This window comes from Bradyrhizobium sp. MI1.10 (assembly GCF_055811035.1).
In genome coordinates, this window is the sequence record NZ_JBVVPN010000022.1 from 15,371 (window position 1) to 42,104 (window position 26,734).

Sequence of the window (26,734 nt, forward strand, 5' to 3'; positions counted from 1 at the left end):
CACGTTACGACCGCACAAGTCTCAACGGAGCTGGGGGCGTTGGATTCAACATGGTACGCGTCGAGCCGGGCGTCAATAGTGGAGTGTGTCGCACCGCGAGGTCTCCGGCATCATTTCAAGCCGGCGGTGGAGGCCGGCAGCGATCGCTTGGTGACGCAACGCAACAAAACGAACTGTGCAGATGCACAATTCACCCAGCCGCAAGCGCTGTCTTGTTTCTTCCACCCATCGCGCTAAGCTGGGTGTACCGGTCGCGACGGGTGTCGTCCGGCAAAGCTCCTTCTCGTTGAATCTGGTTTGCCGGGCTCAATCGCGATTTTCGCGCATGAGGCGAATGTGCGCGACTTGAAGGCGCGCCATTTCCCCTGCGATCAGAAGCAAGGAGACCGGCGCCATGACCACCGTATTCGCAAGACCCAGACTGCAAGTGTTTGGCGTCTCCACCCCGTTTGTCGTACGCAAGATCAGCCTTTCCGATTTGGGCAACGCGTTGCGACTGGGCTGGGAAGACTTCAACGCCATCCCATCTCACGCCATCGTCCTCTGCGTGATTTATCCCGTCCTCGGAATTGTCCTATTTAGACTTGTCATCGGCTATTCGGTGCTGCCGCTGCTGTTTCCGCTGGCTGCGGGCTTTACGCTGATCGGTCCCTTTGCCGCGCTCGGCCTGTACGAGCTCAGCCGCCGCCGCGAGCGCGGAGAGGAAGCAGCGGCTTGGGATGCCATGCAGGTGCTGCGCGCACCGTCTTTCGGCGCCATGCTCGAACTCGGCATCCTCCTGCTGGTTCTGTTCGGGGTGTGGATCGGCGCCGCTAACGCGATCTACGTTGCAACCTTTGGCCACGCCCCGGCTGCAAGCATCCCTGACTTCGCAACGCGTGTTTTGACGACGCCGGAAGGATGGTCGCTTATCATCGTCGGCTGTGGCGTCGGCTTCCTGTTCGCCGTCGTGGCCCTGTGCGTCAGTGTCGTGTCGTTTCCGCTGATGCTCGACCGGCATGCGACTGCGATCGACGCAATCCGGACGTCGCTGCGGGCCGTGAGGGAAAATCCAATTGAGATGGCGGTATGGGGTCTGGTTGTTGCGGCACTGCTGGCGATCGGTTCGCTACCGTTCTTCGTCGGTCTCGCCGTCGTTCTGCCGGTGCTCGGTCATGCCACCTGGCATCTTTATCGGAAGGTCATCGAGCCTGACCCGAACCCGCCGGAAGAACAGCCGCGCCCGCCGATTGGTCACCGCTATGCGGCGGATTTCCCGGCCTCACTCTTCCCGTGGAGCCGCGAACGCTAGCCGGAGGCAGCAACGAACGGTCGCACCATCACTGTGTTCGGCGGGACCGGCTTTCTCGGCAGCCGCATCGCTCGCCATCTGTGCAGTCATAAATTTCCCGTCCGGATCGCGTCACGGCATCCGGACGTGCAACTTCAATCCGTAGCGGCCAACGTTCATGACGAGCGATCCGTCGCGAATGCGTTGGTCGGCGCCTACGGCGCCGTGAACGCGGTCAGCCTTTATCGCGAGCGCGGAGGGGAGACATTTCACTCTGTTCACGTCGAGGCGGCCCAACTTGTAGCAGCCCAGGCCCGCCGGGCGGGAGTCGAGCGGCTTGTTCACGTTTCGGGGATCGGGGCCGACGCCGCCTCGCCATCCCTCTACATCAGAAAGCGCGGTGAAGGTGAACGGGCGGTCCGCGCGGAATTCGCCGGTGCGTTTATCGTCCGCCCAGCTGTGATGTTCGGACCGGATGACGCGTTTCTCGGCACCGTCCTCAAGCTCCTTCGTCGGCTTCCGATCTATCCAATGTTCGGCCGCGGCCGCACCAGATTGCAACCGGCCCATGTCGAAGATGTTGCGGAGGCGGTTGTCCGAATCATCGAGCGAGCCGAGCCCCACCCGACGGTCTTTGAGTTCGGCGGCCCGACCCGCTATTCCTACGAGCAACTGCTCAGAGCGATCGCGCAACAGGCTGGCCTCTCGCCACGCCTGATTCCAATCCCGTTTGCCGTTTGGCACGCGCTGGCCTGGGCCTCCGAGATACTCCCTGGCCTGCCCCTTACGCGTAACCAAGTGGAGCTGATGCGGATCGACTCGGTGTCATCACCGGAGATGTCTGGATTTGCCGAGCTTGGCATCTCGCCACATTCGATCGAGGAAATCCTTCAGGGGATGCTATCGAATCGAAGATGAGAGAAGCGTCCCGGCTAATCCAGCTTTAACGGCGCGTGGCGCGCGTCTGCACGGGCGCATTCACGCTCGCGGCAGCTGGGCTGTTGGATGGACGTCGAGCGACGACGCACTGGCGATTTGCGGCTCGCCTTCAGCGAGACTATCCATCCATCCGGGTCGAGGCGGATCGCATCTACTGTCGGGACGCCAACATATCAACTTCGGCAGGCACTACGGCCGGAATCGATCTCGCGCTGGCCTTGATCGAGGAGGACCATGGTTTCGCCATCGCCAAGTGCGTTGCACAGCACCTCGTCGTCTACCATCGTCGCTATGGCGGACATCACAATTCGCAGCCTCGGTCGATCTGGCACCCGAGAACGACCGTATTGCGCTGCCCTCGGCTATGCCTGTGATCACATATTCGAAGCACTGACACTCGAGCATCTGGCGGAAGCGGCCGGCATGAGCCGCCGCCAGTTCGGCCGGCCGCGCATTCCGGGCGCGGACCGGCGCCACACCCGCGCGCATGGTTGAACGCCTCCGCGCCGATCTGGCGCGAGGCCACATAGAGACAACTGCAGAACCGGTCGAACGCGTCGCGGAGGCGGTCGACTTCGGTGATGCGGAAAACATGAGACGGGCACGTGTTTGGGAAAATGGCGCGCCACCCAGAACAAAACTGCGAACTCTTATGCGATTGAAATCACGCCATGATTTCGAGCAGAGCCCAAGCGCGGCGTCGCGTTCGTCATTTCCGGCGCCAAAGGAGCCGCGGCGCTAATGGCCCGTGGAGTGCCGGCTCATGTCCTCCAGAAGCTCGCGCATCGCGTCGAACCGCGTGCCAAAGCCTTTCCAGTCGCCGGACTTCAATCGTTCAACGGCCTGATTGTAGCGATCGAGCGCCTCCCGGGCCTGACTTGCCGACGGGCGTGTGACAAGCATTTCCTCCTTCGAGCTAGACACCGGCCGCATCGCGCCAGGCTCGATGAACAGCGCTGACAAGGCCTCGTCGAGCGTCTCCTTCATCACCACATGTTCACCGTAGGCTGCGATCACGCGTTTCAGCTCAGGCAGGTGTCCTTGCTGTGCCCGCAGATAGAGCGGCGATACGTAAAGGATCGAGTTCTCGATCGGAATCGCAAGCAAATTGGCACCGCGGATCACCCGCGAGCCCATCTGATTCCACAGCGTGAGCTGTTGCGAGATCTCCGTATTCTGATTGATCCGCGCCTCGATCTGGAACGGTCCGTAGACGAGCTTCTCCTTGGGGAATTCGTAGACAATCAATTTGCCATAGTCGGGCGCGTCGCAGCGCGCGGCGAGCCACGCGATCATGTTGTCGCGGCGGCTCGGTACCATGGGAAGCATGAGGAAAAATTCGGCCTGCGGTTCGCCGGGCAAGCGCATGATGATGTAATAGGGTGTCATCGTCGAGATGCCGTCGCCGCCCGGCTGGCGCGGGAATTGCCAGAGATCCTCGCGGTTGTAAAAAACGTCGGCCGCCTCCATGTGGTAGGCTTGGTACAGTCGGGCCTGAATCATGAACAGGTCTTCCGGATAGCGAACGTGCTTACGTAAGTCCGGCGGCATCGTCGTGAACGGCTTGAACAAGTACGGAAAGATGCGCTGGTAGGTCGCTGCAATCGGGTCGCCTGAATCAATAAGGTAGAAGTCGACAGTCCCATTATAAGCATCAATGACAACCTTCACCGAATTGCGAATGTAGTTGAGATCGAGCCCCTGTGCGGGCTCTGCATACGGGAAATAGGCGTTCGTCGTGTAGGCGTCCTGCATCCAGAACATGCGCCCACTGCTGACGACCAGATAAGGATCATGATCGAGCCTGAGGAAGGGCGCGATCGTGCTCACCCGCTCCTTGATATTGCGCCGGATCATGATCCGGCTGTCGATCGTAATGTAGCCTGAGAGAAGCAGGTTCGGATCGTTGAAATAGTAAGCAAACAGCATTCGCGTGGCCATTGCCCCGATCGAGATGCCACCGGTGCCGCCATAGGCCGCATAGGCGTTCTCTTTCCCCTTCGGATAATCGAACTCCGGGATGCTGCTCTTGACGACGACGTAGTCGTCGGTCTGCTCGCCGAAGTAGATGCGCGGCTCGTCGATCCTGGGGCCGACGTCTGCGACAGGAGGAATATTCCGCAGATAGAAGATCGGCAGTCCTTCGGCGCTCTTGCGTGTGACCGGACTCATCACCGCGCCATTGCCGTGGGTGAACAGCACGTGGCGATTGACCCAAGTCTGGGCGTTCGGCGGCAGCAGGGAGGACCGCAGTTCGCGGGCCGAGAGCATCACGCTCTGGTAGGAGCCATCGAGCCAGTAACGATCGACGTCGAGGTCATGGAATTTGTAGTAGGTGCGGATTTCCTGCAGTTGCGCGTAGGTATCCGACAGCGGCAGCCAGTCCCACAGCCTGATATTTTCAATTGTCGCCTTGTTGGCTTCGAGCGCCTCGGGGGTAAGCTTCTGCTCGGCGGTAAACGGCCTGGCTGCGATCTGATCGAGATTGTATGCCTGCCGGGTGAGCGCGATGTTGTGTTCAATGTAGGGCTTCTCCAGCTCCAACTCGCTTGGTTTGACGAAGAACTGCCGGAACAGCCCAGGGACGACGCCGGACAGCACGAACGTACCGGCGCTGACGAGCACAATCGCCACGGCCGGAAGCCGGTAGGTGCGAACCCGGATGTTCGCCCAGGCGGTAAGCGCCGCGATGATCGAAAGTCCGATCATTAGCCACAACGCCGGCAGCCCCACATGCACGTCGGTGTAACTTGCGCCGACGACGACGCTATTGTCGCCGTAGAGCAGCAGATAGCGGTCGAGAACACAGGACCAGGCTTTTACCGCGAAGAGAAAACCAAGCAGAGCGGAACCATGAGCGATCGCTGTCGGCGATATTGATCGACGGTGAACGTCGTATTCGATGTCGCCGTGCACCCAGTAGATCGCCGCGGCGAAAAGCCCGCTCAGAACGAGCGCGAGGATCATCCAGTTCTTGATGAGGATATAGGCGGGCAGTGAGAAGAGGTAGAAGCCGATGTCCTTGTTGTAGAGCGGATCGTCTGCGCCGTAGGGCACCTGATAGACAAATCGCAGGAAGACGCCCCAGTTGCCGGCCTGGGCTGCCGCAACAAGAAGAGCGAGCAAAGCCGCAACGCCTGTGATCAACCAGGGCCACGACAATCGATCGCGCGCAAGCACAAGCAGATCCGGCGGCGCGTTGCCCGCGGCGCTCCACGACGGAGCGGCGACGAACTGCGTCGGCCGCTGTCGGGCAGAGCGTAGCGCGAGCCATCCGTTCAGCCAGAGGATGACGGTGGTTCCGATCCAGACTGCAAGAAAGACGACGGCTTCGGCGCCGATTGTGGTCCAAAAGACCTGGAGATAACCGATCGAGGCAAACCACAGCCAGCCGACCAGGAGGTCGCTCGCGAGCGCAAGCAGGACGAGGCAAATCCCAATGACGACGGCCGCAACAATCAACCCGACCATGGCACTTTGCCTCGGTATCTTGCCTCCGGGTCCGGTAATCCCGATCGTCATGGTTTCATTATAGCGGAAATGAGAGACGCCCGCCCGCCCGATTCGGGATTAGCGCCTCGAGGCGACGACAGGGCTGCCAGAACCTGCATCGCCGCCATCGCGGCAGCGCAAAGGGGCGAGGTCGGCTGAAGCAGCCGGCGCTGCCAGTCGGTCGTCAGGCAACATGGCGCTCTCGAAGCCGCGCCGCACCGCATCATATCGTGAAATAGCGCAACTTGGTTCGCCACCCTGTATAAAATTGCGAACCCGTATATAATTGCGGATGGAAGACCCGTGTTGGGTCTATAGGCAGCCGCCCATCCTATGGCGAGAGTCTGCCGGGGGTGGATGGTTTGCATCCTGCATCGGAGGTGATGTCATGGCCATTGCTCCCACGCTCCAGAAATACCTGGCCGCTGAAAACATCCAATACGAGCTGATCCCGCACGAACTCAGCATGACGTCCACGCGAACGGCTGAGACCTGCCATATCTCGGGCGACCGCCTCGCCAAAGGCATCGTGTTGCGGCGCAACGGCGAATACATGCTGGCCATCTTGCCCGCATCGCATCACCTTCGCCTGTCGGACCTGAGGACAAGTCTCGGCGACAATGTCCACATGGCCGATGCAAGCGAGATCAATCGGCTGTTCAGTGACTGTGCACACGGTGCCGTTCCTGCCGTCGGCAAATGCTACGGGTTGGATATCATCGTCGACGACAGCATCGAGGCACAGCCGGACATCTATATGGAAGCCGGCGATCATGAGACGCTGCTTCATATGGGTCACGCGCAGTTTGCGCGCCTGACGAGCAACGCACCGCACGGGCGTTTTAGCGCGCACGACTGAGGAATTTGCGCACCGCCCAATGCCTTTGCAATCCTGGGCGGGAACGCGGCTCGCGACGTCGCTGTTAAATCGTTGGGAAGGGTGACGGCGACAGCGTCGGCGTTTGTCTGCCGGATCGCCAAGGAGTGATGCTTTCTCCTGCGACACCGCACCCGATCGGTTGTACAGTTCAGAAAATGGGGGCGCTGCTGCATTGCATCAACGCACCTGAAACCCAGGAACGGAGACTCGCCATGAAGGTCAAAGACGTGATGCACAAGGGTGTCGACTGGGTCAGCCCTGACACCCCTATCACCGAACTTGCCAAATTAATGCGGGCGCACGACATCGGCTGCATTCCGGTTGGCGAGGACGACAAGCTGGTCGGGATGGTGACCGACCGCGACATCGTCTGCAAAGGGCTCGCAAGCCACAACTTCGATGCCGGCCGCGCGACAGCGCGCGATGTGATGACCGAAGGCATCCATTGCTGCCGGGAGGACGATGACCTCGCGAAGGCGATGCATCATATGGAGAAGCTGCAGGTCCGCAGGCTGCCGGTGATCAACAAGAGCAAGCGGATGGTCGGCATCATCAGTCTGGGTGACGCCAGCCATTCCGCGTCCGGTGATGTGCTGACCGACACCGTCAGGAGTGTTGCGGCGCATCACTGAAGTAGGGCCAGGGCTCCTCTCGCGATCACCGCTCGGTCCGACGTTGAGCTGAGCCCGAGCCATGCGTTTAACAAGGACCCATCGCGCGGCGCGAAAGCGGCGGCCCGACGTGCTCTACTTTGCGTCGGTGTGACCGCAAAATGATAATAATGCGGACACGACGCGGCAAATGGAGGACGCGATGGCGTGGCGTGACGACAAGGCCCGCGCAACCCTGATCCGCGACGCAGCAGGCAGCGTGCCGCCGGGAAAGAGCTCCCGGGCCTTTGCCGAGCCTCTGTTCGGCTACAGCAATATCGAGGATCTCGACAATTACGATGCCGCCTCGCTCGCCCTCCTGGCGGAGCACGCCTGGGAGCATGTACAGCGGCGCACGTCGGGCTGCGCCGATATCCGCGTGGTCAATCCAACGTTGCCGAACGGGCGCGAGATTTCCGTGCTCGAGATTCTCAACGACAACATGCCTTTCCTGTACGACTCCACGATGGCAGAGCTCGCCGAGCAGGGTATCGAAGTCACACTCGTCGCCCACCCGATCATCGCAGTGGAGCGCGATGCTGAGGGCAAGCTGCTGCGCTTCTACGGCGAAGCACTGCCAGAGGGAGCAAAGGGCGCACGCGAAAGCCTGATTCACCTCCATATCACCCGCCTGGACGCCGACGCCGATCGCCAGAAGCTGATCGACGGACTCGCCAGGGCGTTGAACAACGTCCGCGCCTGCGTCACCGACTGGCGCGCCATGCGTGACCGCGTCGAGGAAGCGATCAAGACGTTCTCTTCCAATCCGCCGCCGCTGCCGATCGACGAGGTCGCCGAAGCCAACCAGTTCCTGCAATGGCTCTGCGCGGACAATTTCACTTTCCTCGGCGTGCGCGAATATCGCTTCTCGCCCGACAGCGATGCGTCGGACGACATCACGACCGGCGAAGGCCTCGGCATCCTCCGCGATCCGGATACGAAGGTCCTGCGACGCGGCAACGAAATGGTGGTGATGACATCGGAAATTCGCGAGTTCATGCACGAGCCGACGCTGCTGATCGTCATCAAGGCCAATGTCTCAAGCCTCGTCCATCGCCGTATCCGGATGGATTATGTCGGCATCAAGCTCTATGCACCCGACGGCCGGCTCGAGGGCGAATTGCGCGTCGTCGGCCTGTTTACATCAGGGGCCTATACCCGCTCGGTGCGGCAGATCCCTTATGTGCGCCACAAGGTTTCGCGGGTGCTGCAGCGCGCCGGCTTCGACCCGAACGGCCATTCGGGCAAGGCGCTCATGCATATCCTCGAAGATTATCCGCGTGACGAGCTGTTCCAGATCGACGTCGACTCGCTCTACAATTTCGTCATCGAGGTCCTGATTCTCTACGAGCGCCCACGCGTCCGGGCGCTAGCGCGCGTAGACAAGTTCGATCGCTTCGTCTCCATCCTCACCTTCATTCCGCGCGACAAATACGACACCGACGTCCGCACGCGCGTCGGAGCCTTCCTGTCGCAGGTCTACAAGGGGACCCTGTCGGCTTCCTACGTATCGTTCCCTGAAGGCGCGCTTGCGCGCGTCCACTTCATCATCGGGCGCTATGAAGGCAAGACGCCCGTCGTCGAGCGCGCCACGCTCGAAGCCGGGATCAGCGCCATTGCCGCGACCTGGGCCGACAAGCTGAAAGCCGCGCTCACCGCGTCGACCGACGGCATGCGGGCGCGCATGCTCGCCAACCGCTATGCCCAATCCTTTAGCGGCGGTTATACCGAGGTTTTCACAGCGGAGCAGGCCATCGCCGATATCGCGACCATCGAAAGGCTGACCCCAGCCCGCCCGGTGACGATTTCGGTGCACCGGGACAAGGGCGAGGACGATCCCAGGCGCTTCGGGCTGAAGGTGTTCTCCGACGCCGCACCGCTATCGCTATCCTATCGCGTACCGGTGATCGAAAACCACGGCCTGCGCGTGGTCAACGAACGCACTTATCAGATCGTGCCCGGTAACAGGCCCGAGCCGGTCTGGCTGCACGACATGACGATCGAGACCAGCGACGGCGAGCCGATCGAGATCAGCCCGGACTTCAGCCATCGCCTGGAAGCCTCGATCATGGCGGTGGTCGCTGATCGCGCCGAATCCGACGGATACAACGCCCTGATACTGCGCACGCCCCTCGGCTGGCGGGAAGTCTCGACCATCCGGGCACTGTCGCGCTATTTGCACCAGATCCGCGCCCCCTTCACCCAGGACTATATGTGGGAGACCTTGCGCAAGAACGCCGGGATCACAGCCAACCTCGTCGCGCTGTTCCAGTCCCGCTGCGATCCGCGCCTTGACCTTACCGATCGCGAGCGTTCGGCGCGCGAGACAACTCTCCTTGCCGAGATCGAGGAGCAGCTCAAATCCGTCGCCTCGCTCGACGAAGACCGCATCCTGCGCCGTTTCACCAATCTGGTGCAGTCGACCATCCGCACCAATCTGTGGCAGATCGGCGAGGATGGGCATCCGCGTCCGGTAATCTCCTTCAAGTTCGACGCGCGGCGGATCGACGATTTGCCGGCGCCGCGACCTCTCTACGAGATCTTCGTCTATTCGCCTCGTGTCGAAGGCATTCACCTGCGCTTCGGCAAGGTTGCGCGCGGTGGCTTGCGCTGGTCCGATCGGCCGCAGGATTTCCGCACCGAGATCCTCGGCCTGGTCAAGGCCCAGCAGGTCAAGAACGCCGTGATCGTGCCGGTCGGCGCCAAGGGCGGCTTCGTGCCCAAGCGCCTGCCGCCGCCTTCCAATCGCGACGCCTGGCTCGCGGAGGGCACCGAAGCCTATCGCATCTTCGTTCGCTCGCTGCTCGAACTCACCGACAATCTCGACGGCGACATCATCGTGCCGCCCGGTTCGACCGTGCGGCATGACGGCGACGACCCCTATCTGGTCGTCGCCGCCGACAAAGGCACCGCGACCTTCTCCGACATCGCCAATGCGATTTCGGCCGAAAAGAACCATTGGCTCGGCGATGCCTTCGCCTCCGGCGGCAGCCAGGGCTACGACCACAAGAAGATGGGGATCACAGCGCGCGGCGCTTGGGAAGCGGTCAAGCGCCACTTCCGCGAGCTCGGCACCGATATTCAGACCATGCCTTTCACCGTGGTCGGCGTCGGCGACATGTCCGGCGATGTCTTCGGCAATGGCATGCTGCTCTCGCCGGCGACAAAGCTCGTGGCGGCTTTCGATCACCGCGACATCTTCATCGATCCCTCCCCCGATCCGACGATCAGCTTCGCCGAACGCAAGCGCCTGTTCGACCTGACGCGATCAAGCTGGCAGGACTACAACAAGTCGCTGATCTCGCAAGGCGGCGGCGTGTTCTCGCGCACGCTCAAGGCGGTCCCGCTCGCACCGGAAGTGCGGAGCCTGCTCGATCTCGACAAGCCGCAGGCTACGCCGTTCGAGGTGATGACCGCGATCCTGAAAGCGCGCGCCGACCTTCTATGGTTTGGCGGCATCGGCACCTATATACGCGCATCGGGAGAGAGCGACGATCAGGCCGGTGACCGCGCCAACGATCCGATCCGCATCGCGGGCGCCGATGTTCGCGCCCGGGTGATCGGCGAAGGCGCCAATCTCGGCGTCACCCAGCGCGGCCGCATCGAAGCGGCGCAGAAGGGCGTCAAGCTCAACACCGACGCCATCGACAACTCGGCCGGTGTGAACACGTCCGACCTCGAGGTCAATATCAAGATCGCGCTGGCGCGCCCCGAACGCGAGGGACGCCTCAGCCCCGCCGACCGCAACAGCCTGCTAGCTACGATGACCGACGAGGTCGGCACGCTGGTGCTGCGCAACAACTACCTGCAGACGCTGGCGCTCTCGCTCGCCGAGCGCAAAGGCGTGGCCGAGACCGGCTTCCTCACCCGCCTGATGCAGTCGCTCGAGCAGCGCGGTTTGCTGAGCCGCTCCGTCGAGTTCTTGCCGGACGACGCAGCGCTCACCGAGCGCACGCGGCGCGGCCAAGCCCTGACACGGCCGGAGCTTGCCGTATTGCTCGCCTACGCCAAGCTGACGCTCTACGAGGACCTGCTCCTCACCAGCGTGCCGGACGATCCTTATCTCGCCCGCAGACTGACCCTTTACTTCCCGCGCGAGGTTCCCGACAAGTTCCCGAGCGCGGTCGAGCTCCATCGTCTCCGACGCGAGATCATCGCAACCAGTCTCGTCAATGCCGTGATCAACCGCGGGGGCCCGGCCTGCGTCGTGCGCCTGACCGACGAGACCGACGCCGATATCTGGACCATCGTCATGGCGCAGGTGGCGGTGGACGCGATCTACGAGCTCAGGCGGCTCAATGACGAGATCGACGCGCTCGACACACGTATCGACGGGCAGTTGCAGCTCAGCCTCTACGCGGCGATCCAGGACCTCCTGCTCTCCCGCATGGTCTGGTACGTGCGCAATGTCGATTTCAAGGACGGGCTGGAGGCCGTTGTCGCGCGCTTCGGCCAAGCTATCCGCCAGATCGTCGCCGGGCTCGACACCACCCTGCCGACGGACTTGCAGCCCGCACGTGCCAAGCGTCGGCAGGACCTGACTGATGCCGGCGTCCCGGCCGGCCTCGCCTGCGAACTCGCCGATCTCGACTTCCTGGTCTCGGCACCGGATATCGTGACCGTGGCGGAGCGCACCAGCCGCAACATCAGCGATGCCGCCGCGACATTCTTTGCCGCCGAGGCGAATTTCCGGCTCGACCGGATCATTGCCGCCGCGCGCAGCGTGCTGGCAAACGATTATTTCGAACGTATGGCCATCGATCGCGCCGTTGAGCAGATCGCTTGCGCCGAAAGAAGACTGGCAGCGCATATGCTGGCAACCGGCCAGTCCGGCCAGCAGGCCGTCGAGACCTGGCTCGCGGCTCACCCCGAAGCGACGCGCATCCGCCGCTCGGTCGAGGAAATTGCCGCCACCGGACTGACGCTCGCCAAGCTGACTGTGGCCGCGAACTTGCTGGGGGATCTGGTCAAAGCCTGAGGGCGTGCGAGGCAGGGATGTGAAATTTGGCCGGCGAAACGGAGGACTCCCATGATCCACGCGACTTGCCATACCGCCGATAATCTCCGCTGCATCGAGTTCGATGCCACAACTTGGTTCAACGAGGCTGACGCTCCGAGCATTATCGATTTGGCCCAACGAGGATGGGTCAGCACGGCGATTGCAGAGTCCCTTGAGCGCCGACGAGGATACGAACGCTTGCACGACCTCGTTGAGTATGCAGCAAAGCGACTGCAACCGGAATCCCAGGAGCACCCAACCTGGGAAACTTTCGAATGCGTCGTCGATGGACCCGACGCCGTGGCCTGGCTCGAGAAGAACCGGCTCGAAATTGTGGCGAGTATCCGCTAAGCCACGGGAAGCGCAGCAATGGCGATGATCGATTGGCGACGTCGTCAGCGAAACGGCAATGGCGCTCCCTAGCTAGAGCAACCGGCCAAGCGTGCTACGCAGCATCCTGTCAGTCGTGGCTTAACCCACTCACAGGGCCTGGCATAGCCCCGCGCCCCGCATGCGCCGATGCACGCTCGGGAACCTTATGCTCGAATCGGGCCGCTGTTAGATTCAATCTGCTGTCGCAGCGATCTCATTCTGTTCTCTTAGGACGAAATACCTTGATCCACCGCATGGTATTACTATCCACCACAAGCACGGAGTAAGAACCCAACGCATGACGCAAGAAATATTTTGGCGCGTCACGGCCTCCCGTTTGGCGGTGCCAAATCGGTGCCACGCGGTTTCGGTTTTAGGAGGAAAGCGTGCTTGCGGGCCAATCGCTTGAGAGTGGTCGGCGCACCAGGGCTCGAACCTGGGACCCGCTGATTAAGAGGCGTATGATTTATCTGTAAGATCAATGGCCATTCCGACAAAAGACTCGTTGAACGTGCATTAAATCCACAATTGGATTTCCATTTGTCGGAATGTCCCGGTACCAAATACGCGCAGCACGCGACAGGACGAGGCGTCGGGGGTTCGAGTCAGGAGACCGCTACATGGCTGGGCCCACTACTGTGGAGGCGCTGTTCTCTTACCGGAGGGCAGCTTAACTCCCGGCCTCGCACCTTGATAGCCCGCCAGAAGCCGCCGTTCTCGCGCGGTCCACGCACGTCCATGCGTCCACGTGAAATTCACGATTCCGACGGAGCCGCAGCCGGTCGCTCTCGTCGAACGACAGGTTGAGTAGGTGGCGACGCGGTCGAACTGGCGCGCTTTTTCGAAATACTGGCCTCCGATAGATTGTCTGCCGAGTCATCGATTGCCTCCTCCGAAATCCGAAGGGACTCGCGATGAAGGCGTTCAATACGAGGCTGCACCGGCGCAAACTGCCGAACATCGTGGCATTTCGGCATTGGTGTCTTCGGAACCGCGACCGAACGGCAAACAATGCCGCACAAACGCGCGAAAATGATCCGATAACGCCCATTGGAAGCTGGAGCATGTCTCAGTCGGTACACGTTCACGCCTTTCGCGATCTTCTGGACGACAGGGGCGTCGTTGACGATCCAGGGCGGATCGCGGCCTACACAACGGATCAGCGCCAGCTCTTCACGGGCTCGACGTTTGCCGTGCTGAAGCCGGCGACGACAAAGCAGGTCGCCGACATTGTACGGCTGGCGGCGCACCACGGTATCGGAATTGTTCCACAAGGCGGCAACACCAGCTATTGCGGCGGCGCGACGCCGGATGCCTCCGGGCGCCAGATTGTCGTGAGCCTCGAGCGGATGGACCGGATCCGCGAAATCGATCCCGTCTCCATGAGCATCTCTGTCGATGCCGGCGTCATCCTGAAGAACATACAGGACGCCGCGGCGGCTGCCGGACTTCTGTTGCCGCTCAGCCTCGGCGCGGAAGGCAGTTGCAGGATCGGCGGCAACATCGGCACGAACGCGGGCGGGCTGTCGGTCGTCAGGTACGGGATGACGCGCGATCTGCTGCTCGGAATCGAGGCGGTGCTGCCGGACGGGACGGTGGTGTCCGACATGCGCAAGCTGCGGAAGAACAATACCGGCTATGACGTCAAACAGTGCTTCGTCGGAAGCGAGGGGACTCTCGGCATCGTCACCGGCGCAGTGTTGCGTCTCGCGCCCTTGCCGACCCGCCGCGCTACTGCCTGGCTGAAGCTCGCGAGCGGCGCGCCGCTCGCTGAGCTTCTCGCCCTGGTCCGTCGCGAGTCCGCGGATCTGCTGACCACTTTCGAATTCATGGCGGCCCGATCCATCGCGCTCGCAACCGCAGCAATGACCGACCCCCCTCGCTTGGAGCGGGCCCAGCAGGCGCCGTCCTCGTCGAGTTCGCCTCTTCCTCACGTCATCTCGATCTCGACGAACTGATGGAAGCCGTTCTGGCCGAGGCGATAGAGTCCGGATGGATCGAGGACGCATTGCTGGCGCAGAGCGGATCGCAGCGGACCGCGATGTGGCGGCTCCGCGAGACCATCCCCGAGGGCGAGAAATGCCGGAACGGATCGGTCAAGCACGACATCTCGGTGCCGCTTTCGTCTATTCAACACTTTCTGGATTTGGCCGGTTCGCAGGTGCGATCGTATGACGCCGACCTTGAGCTGTCCGTCTATGGCCATGTCGGCGACGGTAATCTGCACTATAACGTGCTCGTTCCTCCCGATGTCGACCGACTGGAGTTCACCGAGCGGATCGAAGGCAGCCTGTCGCTGCAACTCTACGACACGGCCGCGGCGCTCGGCGGCACGTTCAGCGCGGAGCACGGCGTCGGTCGTTTCAAAAAGCACCTTCTGGAGCGATACGGCGATGTTGGGCGTATCGCGGCGATGCGCCGGATCAAGACCGCCTTTGATCCGGCTGATATCATGAACGCCGGCGCAACGTTCGTCCGCTGGGCGAGACGTCTGCCTCTTGAATCATCGGCGGCGCGCTGGCGATCTTTCGTCGCGGGTCGAACGGTGCATCGTCGGCTGGGGTACCTCGATTGCCCAAATCGCCTTGTCCTTAAAGAAAGAGCCACTCCGAAGGAGTGGCTCAGGTTGGGGAGGAATTCCTGATGCCGTCGCGTGAGCAGCTTGAGGTTTCTTCGTAGAACCTGACGAACTCGACCAACTCCTACCGTTTTGCGTCCATAAGCCGGCGGACTTGACGGCACGGAAACATGGAGTCCCGCTCACTCGTCTGCCGGAACCTTGGCTTCGCTCGGTACGCGTCAGCCTGACTTCCGGCTCGATCTTCAGATGGCGGAGATGTTCAGCTTCGAGCCGTCGGTCAGACGCGACAGCCGGAACGGTGCGGGATCGACGCAAGGCGTGTCGTTGACGAGAAGCTGTGCGGCCAGATAGCCGAGCCCCGGGCCCAAACCGAAGCCGTGACCCGAGCAGCCCGCCGCGAGGACGAGGCCTTCCACCCCGTCCACCTTCGACACGACAGGCACTGCATCAGGCGTGCAATCGACGAAGCCGCCCCAGGCGCTATCGATCTTGATTTCGCCGAGTTGGGGGAAGGTTTTCCGGACACTCTTCACCACTTGGTTCACCAGCCATTTCAAGGGCGGAGGATCCAGCACGCGATTCTGCTCGAAGATCCGATCGTTGGTCAGCAACGCCGCCATTGAATCCGGCCCCGAAACGAACGATTGGCCGACACCAATCCTGACGTTCTTCAGGCGACGCAAGAACTGCGGCATGAATTCCCGGCTGTACCTGATCGCCTGGGGCGTGATTTCGAGGTTCGCCTTGCCGCTGATCGCAAGCGTATAGCTGCCGTCCAGTCGGCGCGTGATCGTGCAGTAGGGTGTCGAGACCGCCTCGCCGATGTTGATTGTCGGGGTAGAACGCAGCGCGGTCTGCCGGATGCTCGCTTGGGGGAAACTGATTCCGAGCGGCCGAAGGAAGCGCGAGGACCAGGCGCCGGCGGCGCACAGCACCGCGCTGGTTCTGATATAGCCCTTCTCCGTGTGCACGCCTGCAATCTTGCCATTGGCCAAGTCGAGCGCCCGCGCGGCGCATCCCTGGTGGATCGTGGCGCCCAGAGTTCTGGCCCCCTCGGCGATAGCCGGCGCGGCCAGCGCAGGTTCGGCCTTGCCGTCCCGCTCCGAATAGGTCCCACCGACCCATTTGCCGCGCGCTTCGGGGACGCGCTCGGCCACCTCCGCCCGGCTCAGCACCCGGGTGTCGACGTCGTACTCCCTGGCGAGCTCGCGCCACTTTTCCCAGCCCGCGAGCACAGCCTCGTCGTGGGTCGCATAGACGAGACCGCAGCGCCGAAATCCTAGGTCCCGATTGATATCGCGCGTGAGCTCGTCCCACAGCCGCATGGAGAGCACCGAGAGCGGCAGTTCGCGCCGGTCGCGGTTCTGCTGGCGGCACCAACCCCAGTTTCGGCTCGATTGTTCACAGGCGACGTGGCCCTTCTCGAGCAGCGCCACAGAGAGGCCACGCTTCGCCAGGTAATAGGCGGCCGTAGAGCCGAGGATGCCGCCGCCGACGATGACGACGTCGGCCTCGACCGGGAGACGCTCATCGCTGTGAATGCGCTCGACTTGGGGCGACATGTTCCAACGAACCTCAGCTGCCAAGAATGCGGAAGCAAAGTTCCGATCAGCCCTTCATCGCATCGTGCGCGCGATAGAATGTGCTGAAATCACCTAGAACTTCGCAAGATGTTCGGGTTTTTGAGCGCTTGTGCGATACGAGCTGCTCAAGCGCGATCGTCCCAGTTCGGCGCAATGGCGACGCGACCTGCTTGTCCACGGAGACCGGACCGCTTTTCGATGCCCCAGCAAAATGGACCCAGACCGTCGCGATTGGGTCGGCGACACCGGGACGAGTGATGTCCTGAACCACGAGCGTCGGGCGTTTGTTCCGATCGCAGGCAGACGGTCTAGCCTTCGAGGTCGTGAGCGGTGCCGGCATCCATGGATGTGCCGGGTTCGAGCAGCACGACCTCGCAGATGTCGTCCAGCGCGACAGGGCAATGCTCTACCCCATGCGGGACCACGATGAACTCGCCTTGCTCGATGATCTCGTCCCGATCACGGAACTTCATCAGCAGGCGGCCCTTGTGCACGAGGAAGAGTTCGTCACCGCTCCTGTGAAAGCGCCAGGCGAACTCGCCCGCGAACTTGGCGAGCTTGATCTGCATGTCGTTAATCTGACCCGCGATCTTCGAAGACCAAGTCTCCTTGAGCTGCCCGAACGAGTTGGCCAGGTTCTTCTTGTGGAGTGGGGAGAGATGTCGGTTCAGGGAGGCCACGTCACGAATGATGGCCCCAAGCTGGCGAGCGACGTCCTTGTCGTCGGCCGGATACTTGCCGTCCAACGCGGCCGTGCCGATAGTGAAGCCGGCGGCTCCTGCGTCCTTCAGGATGGCGATCCGCTCAGGCGTATCAATCGAGCCGGCCACATAGACGGGCTTGGGCACCGCCGCGCACACCGCTTTGATGAGGGCCGGGACGTCTTCCTTGGAGCGATAGGCGAGCAGGTCGAGGCCATACACGCCCTCCCGCAGGGCGAGCGCCTTGGCGCTCTCAACGATCTCCTCGATGCTCCCTTCGAGCACGCTCGGGTGACCGGTAATGCGACCCGGGAAGGGGCAGTATTGAATGCCGGTGCCAGCAAGGATCGGCAGCACGTCGTCAAGACGTGTGCCGCCGAGCAAGACGTCGACGCCGATTTCAACCGCCGCTTTCGCCGAAACGATCTCACTTTGCCGGTCGAGTGAGACGACTTCGAGATAGGAGGTGGCGCCGTCTGCCTTGATGACCTGGTTGAGAACTTTGAGTCGATCGATCGGCAGGCCGATGTCCTTGAAACCGATGTGGCGAACGCCAAGGCTGAGGGCGGTCTTGAGTTGTTCAGAGGCGTCCTCGACGGTGCGATCGTTGCGCGTGAGCATGAAGATGAAGCGAAGGCCCATTAGACTACCCCTTCTTTGGTCTTAATTTGCGCGGCGACGAGCCTTCGCGCGTAAGTCAGGGCGGTCTCGAGACTGCCGGTGTCGGCGATGCCTCGGCCTGCAATGTCGAATGCCGTGCCGTGATCAGGGCTTGTACGGACGAACGGCAGGCCGAGCGTGATGTTCACACCCTTTTCGAGGCCGAGATATTTCACCGGGATCAGGCCCTGATCGTGATATTGGGCCACGACCACATCGAAGCGGCCCTTGCGGGCCTGCATGTAGACAGTGTCCCCGGGCCAGGGGCCACTGGCGTCGACGCCCTCGGCGCGGGCTGCTTCGATCGCAGGCCGTATGATCTGGATTTCTTCGTCGCCGAAGAGACCACCTTCGCCGGCATGGGGGTTGAGCCCTGCGACCGCAATGCGCGGCGCCGCGATCCCGAGGGCCTTGCCGCCCTCATTTGCGAGCCGGATCGCTGACATCTGGGCATCGAAATCCGCTTGGTCGATGGCCTTGCGCAGCGACGTGTGGATGGTGACGAGAACCGTGCGGATATCGTCGTTCGCCAGCATCATGGCAACGCGCTTCGCACCACCATAGTCGGCGAGGATTTCGGTGTGCCCGGGATAGCGAATGCCCGCGTTTGCCATCGCTTCCTTGTTGATCGGTGCGGTGACGATGCCGCTGACCTTGCCGGCCTTGGCTGCCGCGACGGCGGCGACGATGGCATCGAAGGAAGCTTGGCCGGACATGGCGCTGACGCCCCCGAGCGGAGGCGGCGCGATGATTTGCGTCGCCTCGACAACCTCAATGGACCGCGGCTCAGAGCGCGCCTCTTCAGGTCCGGCGATACGCCTGACCGTCAGCTCGAGGCCCAGACGGTGGACGATATTCTCCATCACGACGTAGCTGCCGAATACGACCGTGCCTTCGCCGGCTTTGGCCAATGTCTTCGCCACGATCTCCGGGCCGATGCCGGAGGCATCGCCCATTGTGATGGCGAGGGGAGCGGATTGGGTCATGATACAACCAGTTCTGATACCGAGGTGCCGAGGCGGAGCTGCGTGATCGCACGACGCAGCGTATCGTCGTCGCCAAAGCCGCCTGCCTTCATGGCGATCAGTAGCTCTCGTCCATCTCCGAGGGACGTGCGGCCAAGCGGAAAGCCCGGCTCGAGCTCTTGCAGGATCTCGAACTCATAAATGTCCAGGCCATCCAGGATCGCCTCCATGGTGTCCCCGCCTGTGGCGATCACCATGTCGAAACGCTCGTCGGCCAACCGTCGAGCCGCAGTTTGGGCAATGTCGTGCAGGACGGATCCGGGATCATTCATCCGTTCGATCGGAGCCCGCAGCAGAGCGATTCCAGGCTCCATTGCAATGCAGTCGGCCTGACGATGGCTGCGCGGATTGGCGCTGCCGATAGCAACAAGAATGTCGCCACAAACCGTGACGGTCACGTTCGACGCCACCGCAAGCGGCGCAAGACGCTTCGCCAGAGCAAGGGCCATGCCCGGAGAGCCCACCCATAGGATCGACTCCGGATCCGGCAGGGCGGCAACTTGTTTGTCGAGATCGGCCTGTGTCGCAGCATCAAGGATGACGACGCTTCCAATGGAGGCCGGAACGAGCTCAGCCAGCCGAGAATGTCGCGCAGGATGGACGGGGTCGCGACCGTATTCGGTCTCCGCGACAGGAATGCCGCCCACAAGCTGAATGCCGCTGACGGTTGTACGCCCAGCGCCGGGGAACGCCGGTGCAAAGACCAGCATCTTGCGGCCGCTTGCCACGAAGGCCGCTTCCATCTCGGCCGTCACATGCCCGCGAAGAGTCGAGTCCACGGTCTTGTAGAGGACATCCCGTGAAGCGAGCTGCTCGGCAAGTTCCGACACCCGCTGTGCCGCTTGCGAAGCTGGTACCGATCGCGATCCGCTATCGACGGCGATGATCTTTGCATCCTCTAGCGGCCTCCGACGTCGGCCGACAACGGCTCGCAGGCACCGCTCGACAAACGGACCGGCCCCATCGGCGGCGCTGGTCAGGTCATCGGCCAGAATACCGATTGTGTATTCGCCATTGGTTCGCATGGATCAATTATGCCAAGCTAATCCAGCATGAAAAGCGATAGTTTTTGCGCTACATCAGTGATATCAGGTCACCAATGAGGCGATCAGAAATACCTTCGTTGGACGACTTACGTGCGTTCGAGACCACTGCGCGGCTGGGGTCGGTTCGGCTTGCCGCGAACAGCCTTGCCTTGACCCATGGGGCTGTGAGCCGCCGTATCACCAAACTCTCGGAAGACCTTGGCTTCAAACTCTTTGAAAAAAGCGGACGTGGCTTGCGCCTCACGGCTTCTGGGGAAGTGCTCAACCTCACCCTCGGCCGTTTCTTCACCGAGCTGGCGACAACCGTTGAGAGCTTGCGTGCTGCCAACGCACAGCAGAATTCCCTCGTTCTCTCATGCGAGCCTTCAGTCGCTATGCGCTGGCTTATTCCACGGCTTGCAAACTTTCAGGCCGTCCATCCTAACATCGCTCTACATCTCTCAGTCGCCGGCGGCCCCGTCGAGTTTCGCCGCGATCGGGTCGATCTTGCTATACGTCGGCTCGACTTTGCGCTCCCAGAGGCGTGGCACGTCCGGCGCCTTTTTCCTGAAAGGGTAGGACCGGTCATGAGCCCTCAGCTCGCGCCGGTGTTTGCCTCAGGAAACTACATCGCCCTAGGTTCGAAGACTCGGGCGGACGCTTGGTCGCGGTGGCTTTCCACCCACCCGTCGGTGCGGCGCCCCACGGAGATACGCTTCTACGATCACCACTTCCTCATCGTTGAAGCAGCATTGGCCGGATTGGGCGTTGCCCTCAGCCCGCGGGTCCTTGCAACGGACGACGTAGATAGAGGGCGGCTCATCGCACCTGCCGGTTTCGATCCTGACGAAAGCCACTATGGCCTTATCTGGGCGGGAGAAACTGAACTGTCTGGGAAAGCGAACTATCTTGCTTCATGGCTGCAGGAACAGTGCAATCTGATCTAATGATTTAACTTCGCGCTCCTCAATGGCTCGGCGCTACCTTGCATGCAGCATCTTAGTTTTGAACAGCTCGCCTAGAGGTAGCGTTTCATTGATAAAATCCGAGAACGGCTTTGGTCTCGAGATATTCTTCCAGGCCTTCGCAGCCGTATTCCCTGCCGTTCCCGGAACGCTTGTATCCGCCAAAAGGTGCGTTCGGATCCCAGTCGGGATAGTTGAGATGGACCTGACCGGACTGGATCTGCCCAGCCACTTTCCTCGCGGTGTCCATATCAGTGCCCTGCACATGCGCGCCGAGGCCGTAGACCGTGTCGTTGGCGATCTCGATCGCCTCGTCAACCGAATCGTATGGAATGATAGACAACACCGGGCCGAAGATCTCCTCCTGAGCTATCCTCATGTCGCGACGGACGTTCGAGAAGATCGTCGGCCGCGCATAGAGGCCGATCTGAAGGTCGTCGGGCCGCCCCGGCCCGCCAATGACAAGCTTGGCGCGTTCCTCCAGGCCGACGTCGATCATAGTCTGGACGCGCTCGAACTGCGGCCGGTTGGCGATCGGACCATGGGTCGTGCATTCCGAAAGCGGATCGCCGACCACTATTTCGGAAGCAGCCGCCGCGGCGAGAGCCTCAACCTCCGCCATCTGCGAGCGGGACACAAGCATGCGCGTCGGCGCGCTGCAGGATTGGCCGAGATTGCGGAAAGCGGCGCCGACGCCGAGTGGAACGGCCCGGCTCAGCTCGGCATCCGGCAGAATGATATTTGGCGACTTGCCACCGAGTTCCTGGGCAACCCGCTTGACGGTGGGCGCAGCCGCCTGCGCAACGAGAACTCCGGCACGGCTCGAGCCGGTGATCGAGACCATGTCGACCTGCGGATGCGACGCCAGACCGGTGCCCACGACGGGACCGGTCCCATTGACGAGGTTGAATACGCCGGGCGGACAACCGGCATCGTCGATCACCTCGGCGAACATCAAGGCGCTCAGGGGCGACAATTCGCTTGGCTTCAACACCACCGTGCAGCCCGCCGCGAGCGCCGGACCGACCTTGGCTGTGATCTGGTAGAGAGGCCAATTCCAAGGGGTGATGAGACCACAGACGCCGATCGCCTCGCGCATGAGGGCGGTGCTGCCGCGCGGGCTGATGAAAGAATAGGTCGCGAGATTGTCACGCGCGACGCGGATATGTTCGGCGGCCAGCGGCACCTGGGCGCGGCGCGCATAGGTGATAGCGGCCCCCATCTCGCTCGTGATCGCCTGCGCGAACAGCTCGAGCCGCTCCAGGAGCAAACCATGGATCCGGTCGAGCAGCGCTGCACGCTCCGGAGCCGGCTTGCAAGACCAGCCCGCGAAGGCTCGTCTGGCCGCGGCGACCGCGTATTCCACGTCCTCGTCGTTTCCGAGCGCGACTTCGGCGATTGGCTGCTCGGCCGCCGGGTTGACGACGACCGCCATCGCCGATCCGCTGGGCTTGCGCCATTCTCCGTCGATGTAGAATTTGCCGAGGAAGCCGGCTTCCGTCAGGTGTCGAACGGCCGAGGTCATTGGAAGCGATCCTTGATCCGGTAATAGGCGCCGACCAGCGGAAGCTGGGCATGCGCAAATGGCCGCCCGATTCTGTTTCAGGTCTACCAGCCGCGCATCCGCGGCCACTGAGCTTCGATTGCGTCACTTCCTGCCGAGATGACATTGTAAAGTTCGTGCTGTGACGCCATCGCGCAGGCATGGTTGGGCAGAATCCTGACCTTCGCCCCGATCGGGATATGCGGGAGGGCTGCAGCCGATCCGGGCCTGATGGCGAGGATGCCGTGCTCCTGGCTCGCCTGCGCGACGATCAGGTTCGGATAGAGTTGGCCGGACAGATCGCAGACGAGACCGTAACCTTGGTCGACCCGCTGCGCCGCGGTGCCCCGATCGCGTGACAGTGCCATCCAGCCCGCATCGACCAAAATCCATCCCTTCTCCGGCTTCGTGCCGATCACGGTGGCGAGAACCGAGATCGCGATGTCGTCGGTCGTGCAGACACCGACGCCGTGCATCACCAGATCGAAGAACATGTAGACGCCGGCCCGCATCTCCGTGACACCGGTCAGGTCATCGGCGAAATGGGCGGTCGGCGTCGAACCGACACTCACGACCGGGCATTCATGCCCCGCCGCCCGCAATGTCTCCGCGGCCGCCACGGCCACGGCCCTTTCGTTCTCTGCTGCCGCGACGAGAGCATCGGACGTGTAAAGGCTGTAGGATTCGCCGGCATGGGTGAGAATGCCGGCGAGCGTGACGCCGGCCTCGGCCAGGGCCGCCGCGACGGCGATGAGTTTGGGATCGGTGGCGGTCAGCCCCCCGCGATGGCCGTCGCAGTCGATCTCGATGAAGGCGGAGGGCGTCACGCCGGCGGCGTGCGCGGCCGTGCCCAACATCGCCGCCTGTTCAGGGGAATCGAGCAGCACCTTAAGGTCAACGCCGGCTTTGCGGAGACGGATCGCCCTTTCAGCGGTGTGCGGTGCCACGCCGACGGCATATGTCACGTCACGGAAACCGTACTGCGCGAAGTACTCAGCCTCCGCCAAGGTGGAGACGGTGATCGGCCCGGGCCCGGAGGGATAGGCGCGCCGGGCGACCTCAATGGATTTCGCGGTTTTCATATGGGGGCGCTGCACGACGCCAGCCGCGGCCATACGAGAGGACAGACGGGCGAGATTGCGATCCAGCCGGTCTTTGTCGAGCAGGAGGGCCGGCGTCGCCAACGCGCCGACCGTCGCGGCTATTTCGCATGGCGCGGCGTTGTGGACATCGATCCCGCGCATATCCCAGCGTTGCATCTCAAGGTCTCCTAGCCGAACGACTGGTTGGCGACCGCGAACCTGCGCGCTGGCCCGGTCGATGGCGTCTGCGCCCCCAGGACCATGGTGGTGGCGTCGCTGACCTGCTGCAGCCCGATGCTTTCGAGCCAGTCCCCGAGCTGCGAGGAGGCAGAGGTGTCGATCCGGACGAAGACACTCCCGAGGGGCGCGAGCGCGGCCTCGATCAATGCGCGCGCATCAGTCGGGCTCTCGGCAACCACAGGGCCGATGACATGCCCGCGGCCGAAGAGACGGGAAATGGCGTAGCCGCGGGGCGTGCCGTCACGCAAGAGGACGTAGCCGTCGCCGACCTCGATCAGCCGGTTCAGCATCTCGCGCCTCGTCCAGCCGGAGGCCTCGTGATCGAGTTCCACGATCGCCCCGAAGTCCGATGGAACCATCAATCTGACGTTTGAGAGCGGCGGCGTGTCGCGGCGCTGGCGAGGAACGCCATGATGCTGGTGCAGCATGCCGATGCTCGCGAAGCCGCGGCGTGCGTAAAGCGCAAGGCCCTCTGCCGTCGAATTCAGCGTGATGATCCGTGGTCGTGCCGCCGCGAGCAGCGCGTCCATCAGCCGGGCCCCGTAACCCCGTCCCTGAACGGCTTTCGAGACGATGATCATTCCGGCGGAAGCATGGGTGTCGCCGTAAGGCCACCACAGCGCGGTCCCTACCACAGCACCCGCACTCGTCACCACGAAACCGCGGCCAAGCTGCAGCGCAAATTCCCAATCCTTGAGCAGATACGGCCAAGACATCTCCTGCGAGAGCTTCAGCGCACCTTTCAGGTGCGCTCTCGCGAAAGGGATCAGGGCCACGTCTTCGTTCGCGCGATCTCCGGCCTGGGTAGCTGCGGTTGCCATGATGCGTCGACGTCTCTCGCTTGGGTTACCGGACTAATCGTCAGTGCCTGACACGGCGAGGTCCGTCTGACGATGTTCACACGAATTGCAGCGTACCTTGGCTCCGACAGCATTACGCGATCAGACTGACGCAAAGTTCGGCAGGGTATTGCATTGATGATACGGTAGAAGAGACAATCTGCTGTCAGCGGCTCGTGCGCCAAGGTCAGCTTCGCGCCAAGACCCGCCGAACCCGTGAGGGCCGACCGCAACTTTACTCGCGTCCGCTGACACCGGTCGCCATCCTCAGGCGTGCTTGCAACGTCGCGGTCGCTTTTGCGTTGCGAACCTCGTCGCATGACAACTCCGTAGATATGGCCGAGGCTGAAACACTCCTCGATCCGAAACCGACCCTTCAGCACGTCGCACCCTGCACGACGTCGGCGATGTAGTTCTTCACGGCCCGTCCATCCGGGGGAAGGACTTTGACTCGCCTCGGCAGCCCTTCTAGTCCATCGAACCGTTGCGGACGATCTGGCTGCCGGCCTAACGCTTCCTTGATCGTCGAAGCGAATTTGATTGGCTGTGCAGTTTCGAGCACAAGCATCGGCGTCTCGGGGTTCGCATGCATGCGCCCGACCGTCACACCATCCGCAGTGTGAGGATCGATCATTGTGTTGTAGCGGTCCCACGTGTCACGGATCGTCGCCAGTCGATCGGCATGGGTGCTCCTGCCGCTGCGGAATCCAAAACGCGCCGCCGCCGTTACGAAGCTGGGATCACCGCTGAGGTCGAACGAACCGCATTTCCGAAGTTGGTTCTCAAACAGCGATTTCGTCCGACTGGCGTTGCGACCGAGTAAATCGAAGATGAACCGCTCGAGATTTGACGCCTTGGAAATATCCATGGAAGGGCTCGATGTTTCAAGCGTGTCAGCTCGGCTTCTGGCGCGATAAACGCCGGTGCGGAAAAACTCGTCGAGCACGTCGTTTTCGTTGGTCGCAAGGACGAGACGGGATATTGGAAGTCCCATCATGCGCGCAACATGACCAGCGCAGATGTTTCCGAAGTTTCCTGAAGGCACGGAAAAGTCAACGCCTGCTGACCTCCCTTCGGAGACTTGAAAATAGCCGGAGAAGTAATAGACGACCTGCGCGACCAGTCGGGCCCAGTTGATCGAATTCACTGCACCTATCTTATATTGTCGTTTGAATTCCAGATCGCTGGACACACATTTGACGATGTCTTGGCAATCGTCGAACACGCCATCTATGGCGATGTTGTGGATGTTGGCGTCCTGCAGGCTGAACATCTGAGCTTGCTGAAAGGAGCTCATCCGTCCGAGGGGCGACATCATGAAGATCCGCACCCCCTTCTTGCCGCGCATTGCGTATTCCGCAGCGCTCCCGGTGTCGCCACTGGTGGCCCCAAGAATGTTCAATTCGTCGTGCCGGCGTGCCAGTTCGTACTCGAGCAGATTGCCGAGCAACTGCATGGCCATGTCCTTGAACGCCAGCGTAGGACCGTTCGACAATTCCTGGAGGTAAAGCCGCGTCTCCAGCTTTCGAAGCAAAACGATGCTCGAGGCTCCAAATATCTCGGGCGTGTAGGTCTTTTCGCAGATTGCCTTCAGGTCAGCGGGCGGAATATCGCTGACGTAGAGCGACAGGACCTCGAAGGCGAGGCTGGGATAGGACAAGGAACGCCATGCATCCAATGTAGCGGCGTCCACACGCGGGTAGGTCTCAGGTACGTACAGCCCGCCGTCCTCGGCGAGGCCTTCAAGCAATGTCTCGCAGAACTGTCTGCGACCTGAATGTCCGCGCGTGGATACGTAGTGCATCGATGCTCTTCTTTCGAGAGGCGGCAGTGCCGCCAGCTCCATGACCCGGGTTGTACCTTTGAGAATGCCCGATGGAGCTTCCAG

The 26,734-nt window shown here is 62.0% G+C and carries 20 protein-coding genes; 11 read left to right on the forward strand and 9 right to left on the reverse strand.

Going from position 1 to position 26,734, the window contains the following annotated elements:
* Positions 1-394 precede the first annotated feature (394 nt).
* The 4 genes from AC0L3K_RS22955 to AC0L3K_RS22970 all read left to right on the forward strand — a co-directional run bounded on the left by AC0L3K_RS22955 (position 395) and on the right by AC0L3K_RS22970 (position 2,951).
* The gene (locus tag AC0L3K_RS22955; RefSeq protein WP_007601152.1) at positions 395-1,291 is read left to right on the forward strand and encodes a DUF2189 domain-containing protein; all 897 of its coding nucleotides are present in this window, start codon (positions 395-397) and stop codon (positions 1,289-1,291) included.
* Positions 1,292-1,324: 33 nt separating this feature from the next.
* A complete protein-coding gene (locus AC0L3K_RS22960; RefSeq protein ID WP_473366955.1) occupies positions 1,325-2,188 on the forward strand; it encodes a complex I NDUFA9 subunit family protein in 864 nt (287 codons plus the stop codon).
* 35 nt (positions 2,189-2,223) lie between these two features.
* Positions 2,224-2,583: a DJ-1/PfpI family protein gene (locus AC0L3K_RS22965; RefSeq protein ID WP_219684596.1), complete on the forward strand. Its 360-nt coding sequence runs from the start codon at positions 2,224-2,226 to the stop codon at positions 2,581-2,583.
* Between the two features lie 113 nt (positions 2,584-2,696).
* Positions 2,697-2,951 (forward strand): hypothetical protein, encoded by a 255-nt coding sequence (locus AC0L3K_RS22970; RefSeq protein ID WP_198288325.1) that lies wholly within the window; start codon positions 2,697-2,699, stop codon positions 2,949-2,951.
* On the opposite strand, the gene AC0L3K_RS22975 is transcribed toward AC0L3K_RS22970, so the two are convergent.
* Positions 2,948-5,680 carry a UPF0182 family membrane protein gene (locus AC0L3K_RS22975; protein WP_473366956.1) on the reverse strand — a complete coding sequence of 911 codons (2,733 nt, stop codon included), beginning with the start codon at positions 5,678-5,680 and terminating at the stop codon, positions 2,948-2,950. The two genes, AC0L3K_RS22970 and AC0L3K_RS22975, sit on opposite strands and share 4 nt — an antisense overlap.
* 409 nt (positions 5,681-6,089) lie before the next feature.
* On the opposite strand from AC0L3K_RS22975, the gene AC0L3K_RS22980 reads away from it, so the two are divergent.
* From AC0L3K_RS22980 to AC0L3K_RS23005, 6 genes are all read left to right on the forward strand, one after another.
* The gene (locus AC0L3K_RS22980) at positions 6,090-6,560 is read left to right on the forward strand and encodes an aminoacyl-tRNA deacylase (RefSeq protein WP_007601145.1); all 471 of its coding nucleotides are present in this window, start codon (positions 6,090-6,092) and stop codon (positions 6,558-6,560) included.
* Positions 6,561-6,793: 233 nt separating this feature from the next.
* Positions 6,794-7,213 carry a CBS domain-containing protein gene (locus AC0L3K_RS22985; RefSeq protein ID WP_007601143.1) on the forward strand — a complete coding sequence of 140 codons (420 nt, stop codon included), beginning with the start codon at positions 6,794-6,796 and terminating at the stop codon, positions 7,211-7,213.
* A gap of 169 nt (positions 7,214-7,382) precedes the next feature.
* The gene (locus tag AC0L3K_RS22990) at positions 7,383-12,209 is read left to right on the forward strand and encodes an NAD-glutamate dehydrogenase (RefSeq protein ID WP_473366957.1); all 4,827 of its coding nucleotides are present in this window, start codon (positions 7,383-7,385) and stop codon (positions 12,207-12,209) included.
* A 51-nt stretch (positions 12,210-12,260) separates the two neighbouring features.
* Positions 12,261-12,581, forward strand: a complete 321-nt coding sequence (locus AC0L3K_RS22995) for a hypothetical protein (RefSeq protein WP_007601140.1) — start codon at positions 12,261-12,263, stop codon at positions 12,579-12,581.
* Between the two features lie 1,085 nt (positions 12,582-13,666).
* Positions 13,667-14,560, forward strand: a complete 894-nt coding sequence (locus AC0L3K_RS23000; protein WP_473366958.1) for an FAD-binding oxidoreductase — start codon at positions 13,667-13,669, stop codon at positions 14,558-14,560.
* Positions 14,560-15,246, forward strand: coding sequence for an FAD-binding oxidoreductase (locus AC0L3K_RS23005; protein ID WP_473366959.1), 687 nt, complete (start codon positions 14,560-14,562; stop codon positions 15,244-15,246). Before AC0L3K_RS23000 ends, AC0L3K_RS23005 begins: the two co-directional genes overlap by 1 nt.
* Before the next feature lie 179 nt (positions 15,247-15,425).
* Here the strand turns inward: AC0L3K_RS23005 and AC0L3K_RS23010 are convergent, their stop codons facing one another.
* From AC0L3K_RS23010 to AC0L3K_RS23025, 4 genes are all read right to left on the reverse strand, one after another.
* Positions 15,426-16,745: an NAD(P)/FAD-dependent oxidoreductase gene (locus tag AC0L3K_RS23010; RefSeq protein WP_219684600.1), complete on the reverse strand. Its 1,320-nt coding sequence runs from the start codon at positions 16,743-16,745 to the stop codon at positions 15,426-15,428.
* 329 nt (positions 16,746-17,074) lie between these two features.
* The gene (locus tag AC0L3K_RS23015) at positions 17,075-18,109 is read right to left on the reverse strand and encodes a cupin domain-containing protein (RefSeq protein ID WP_473366960.1); all 1,035 of its coding nucleotides are present in this window, start codon (positions 18,107-18,109) and stop codon (positions 17,075-17,077) included.
* On the reverse strand, positions 18,109-19,113 hold the full coding sequence (gene pdxA / locus AC0L3K_RS23020; RefSeq protein ID WP_473366961.1) for a 4-hydroxythreonine-4-phosphate dehydrogenase PdxA: 1,005 nt from the start codon (positions 19,111-19,113) through the stop codon (positions 18,109-18,111). Before pdxA ends, AC0L3K_RS23015 begins: the two co-directional genes overlap by 1 nt.
* Positions 19,110-20,177, reverse strand: coding sequence for a four-carbon acid sugar kinase family protein (locus tag AC0L3K_RS23025; protein WP_007601136.1), 1,068 nt, complete (start codon positions 20,175-20,177; stop codon positions 19,110-19,112). The genes pdxA and AC0L3K_RS23025 overlap by 4 nt, the downstream gene beginning before the upstream one ends.
* Positions 20,178-20,275: 98 nt before the next feature.
* Here AC0L3K_RS23025 and AC0L3K_RS23030 point away from each other — a divergent pair, with 98 nt between their 5' ends.
* On the forward strand, positions 20,276-21,124 hold the full coding sequence (locus AC0L3K_RS23030; RefSeq protein ID WP_473366962.1) for a LysR family transcriptional regulator: 849 nt from the start codon (positions 20,276-20,278) through the stop codon (positions 21,122-21,124).
* Positions 21,125-21,209: 85 nt separating this feature from the next.
* On the opposite strand, the gene AC0L3K_RS23035 is transcribed toward AC0L3K_RS23030, so the two are convergent.
* The 4 genes from AC0L3K_RS23035 to thrC all read right to left on the reverse strand — a co-directional run bounded on the left by AC0L3K_RS23035 (position 21,210) and on the right by thrC (position 26,650).
* Positions 21,210-22,667 carry an aldehyde dehydrogenase family protein gene (locus tag AC0L3K_RS23035; protein WP_473366963.1) on the reverse strand — a complete coding sequence of 486 codons (1,458 nt, stop codon included), beginning with the start codon at positions 22,665-22,667 and terminating at the stop codon, positions 21,210-21,212.
* Between the two features lie 83 nt (positions 22,668-22,750).
* The gene (locus tag AC0L3K_RS23040; protein WP_473366964.1) at positions 22,751-23,944 is read right to left on the reverse strand and encodes an alanine racemase; all 1,194 of its coding nucleotides are present in this window, start codon (positions 23,942-23,944) and stop codon (positions 22,751-22,753) included.
* A gap of 11 nt (positions 23,945-23,955) precedes the next feature.
* The gene (locus AC0L3K_RS23045; RefSeq protein ID WP_473366965.1) at positions 23,956-24,828 is read right to left on the reverse strand and encodes a GNAT family N-acetyltransferase; all 873 of its coding nucleotides are present in this window, start codon (positions 24,826-24,828) and stop codon (positions 23,956-23,958) included.
* Positions 24,829-25,222: 394 nt separating this feature from the next.
* Positions 25,223-26,650 (reverse strand): threonine synthase, encoded by a 1,428-nt coding sequence (gene thrC / locus AC0L3K_RS23050; RefSeq protein ID WP_473366966.1) that lies wholly within the window; start codon positions 26,648-26,650, stop codon positions 25,223-25,225.
* Between the last annotated feature and the right edge of the window lie 84 nt (positions 26,651-26,734).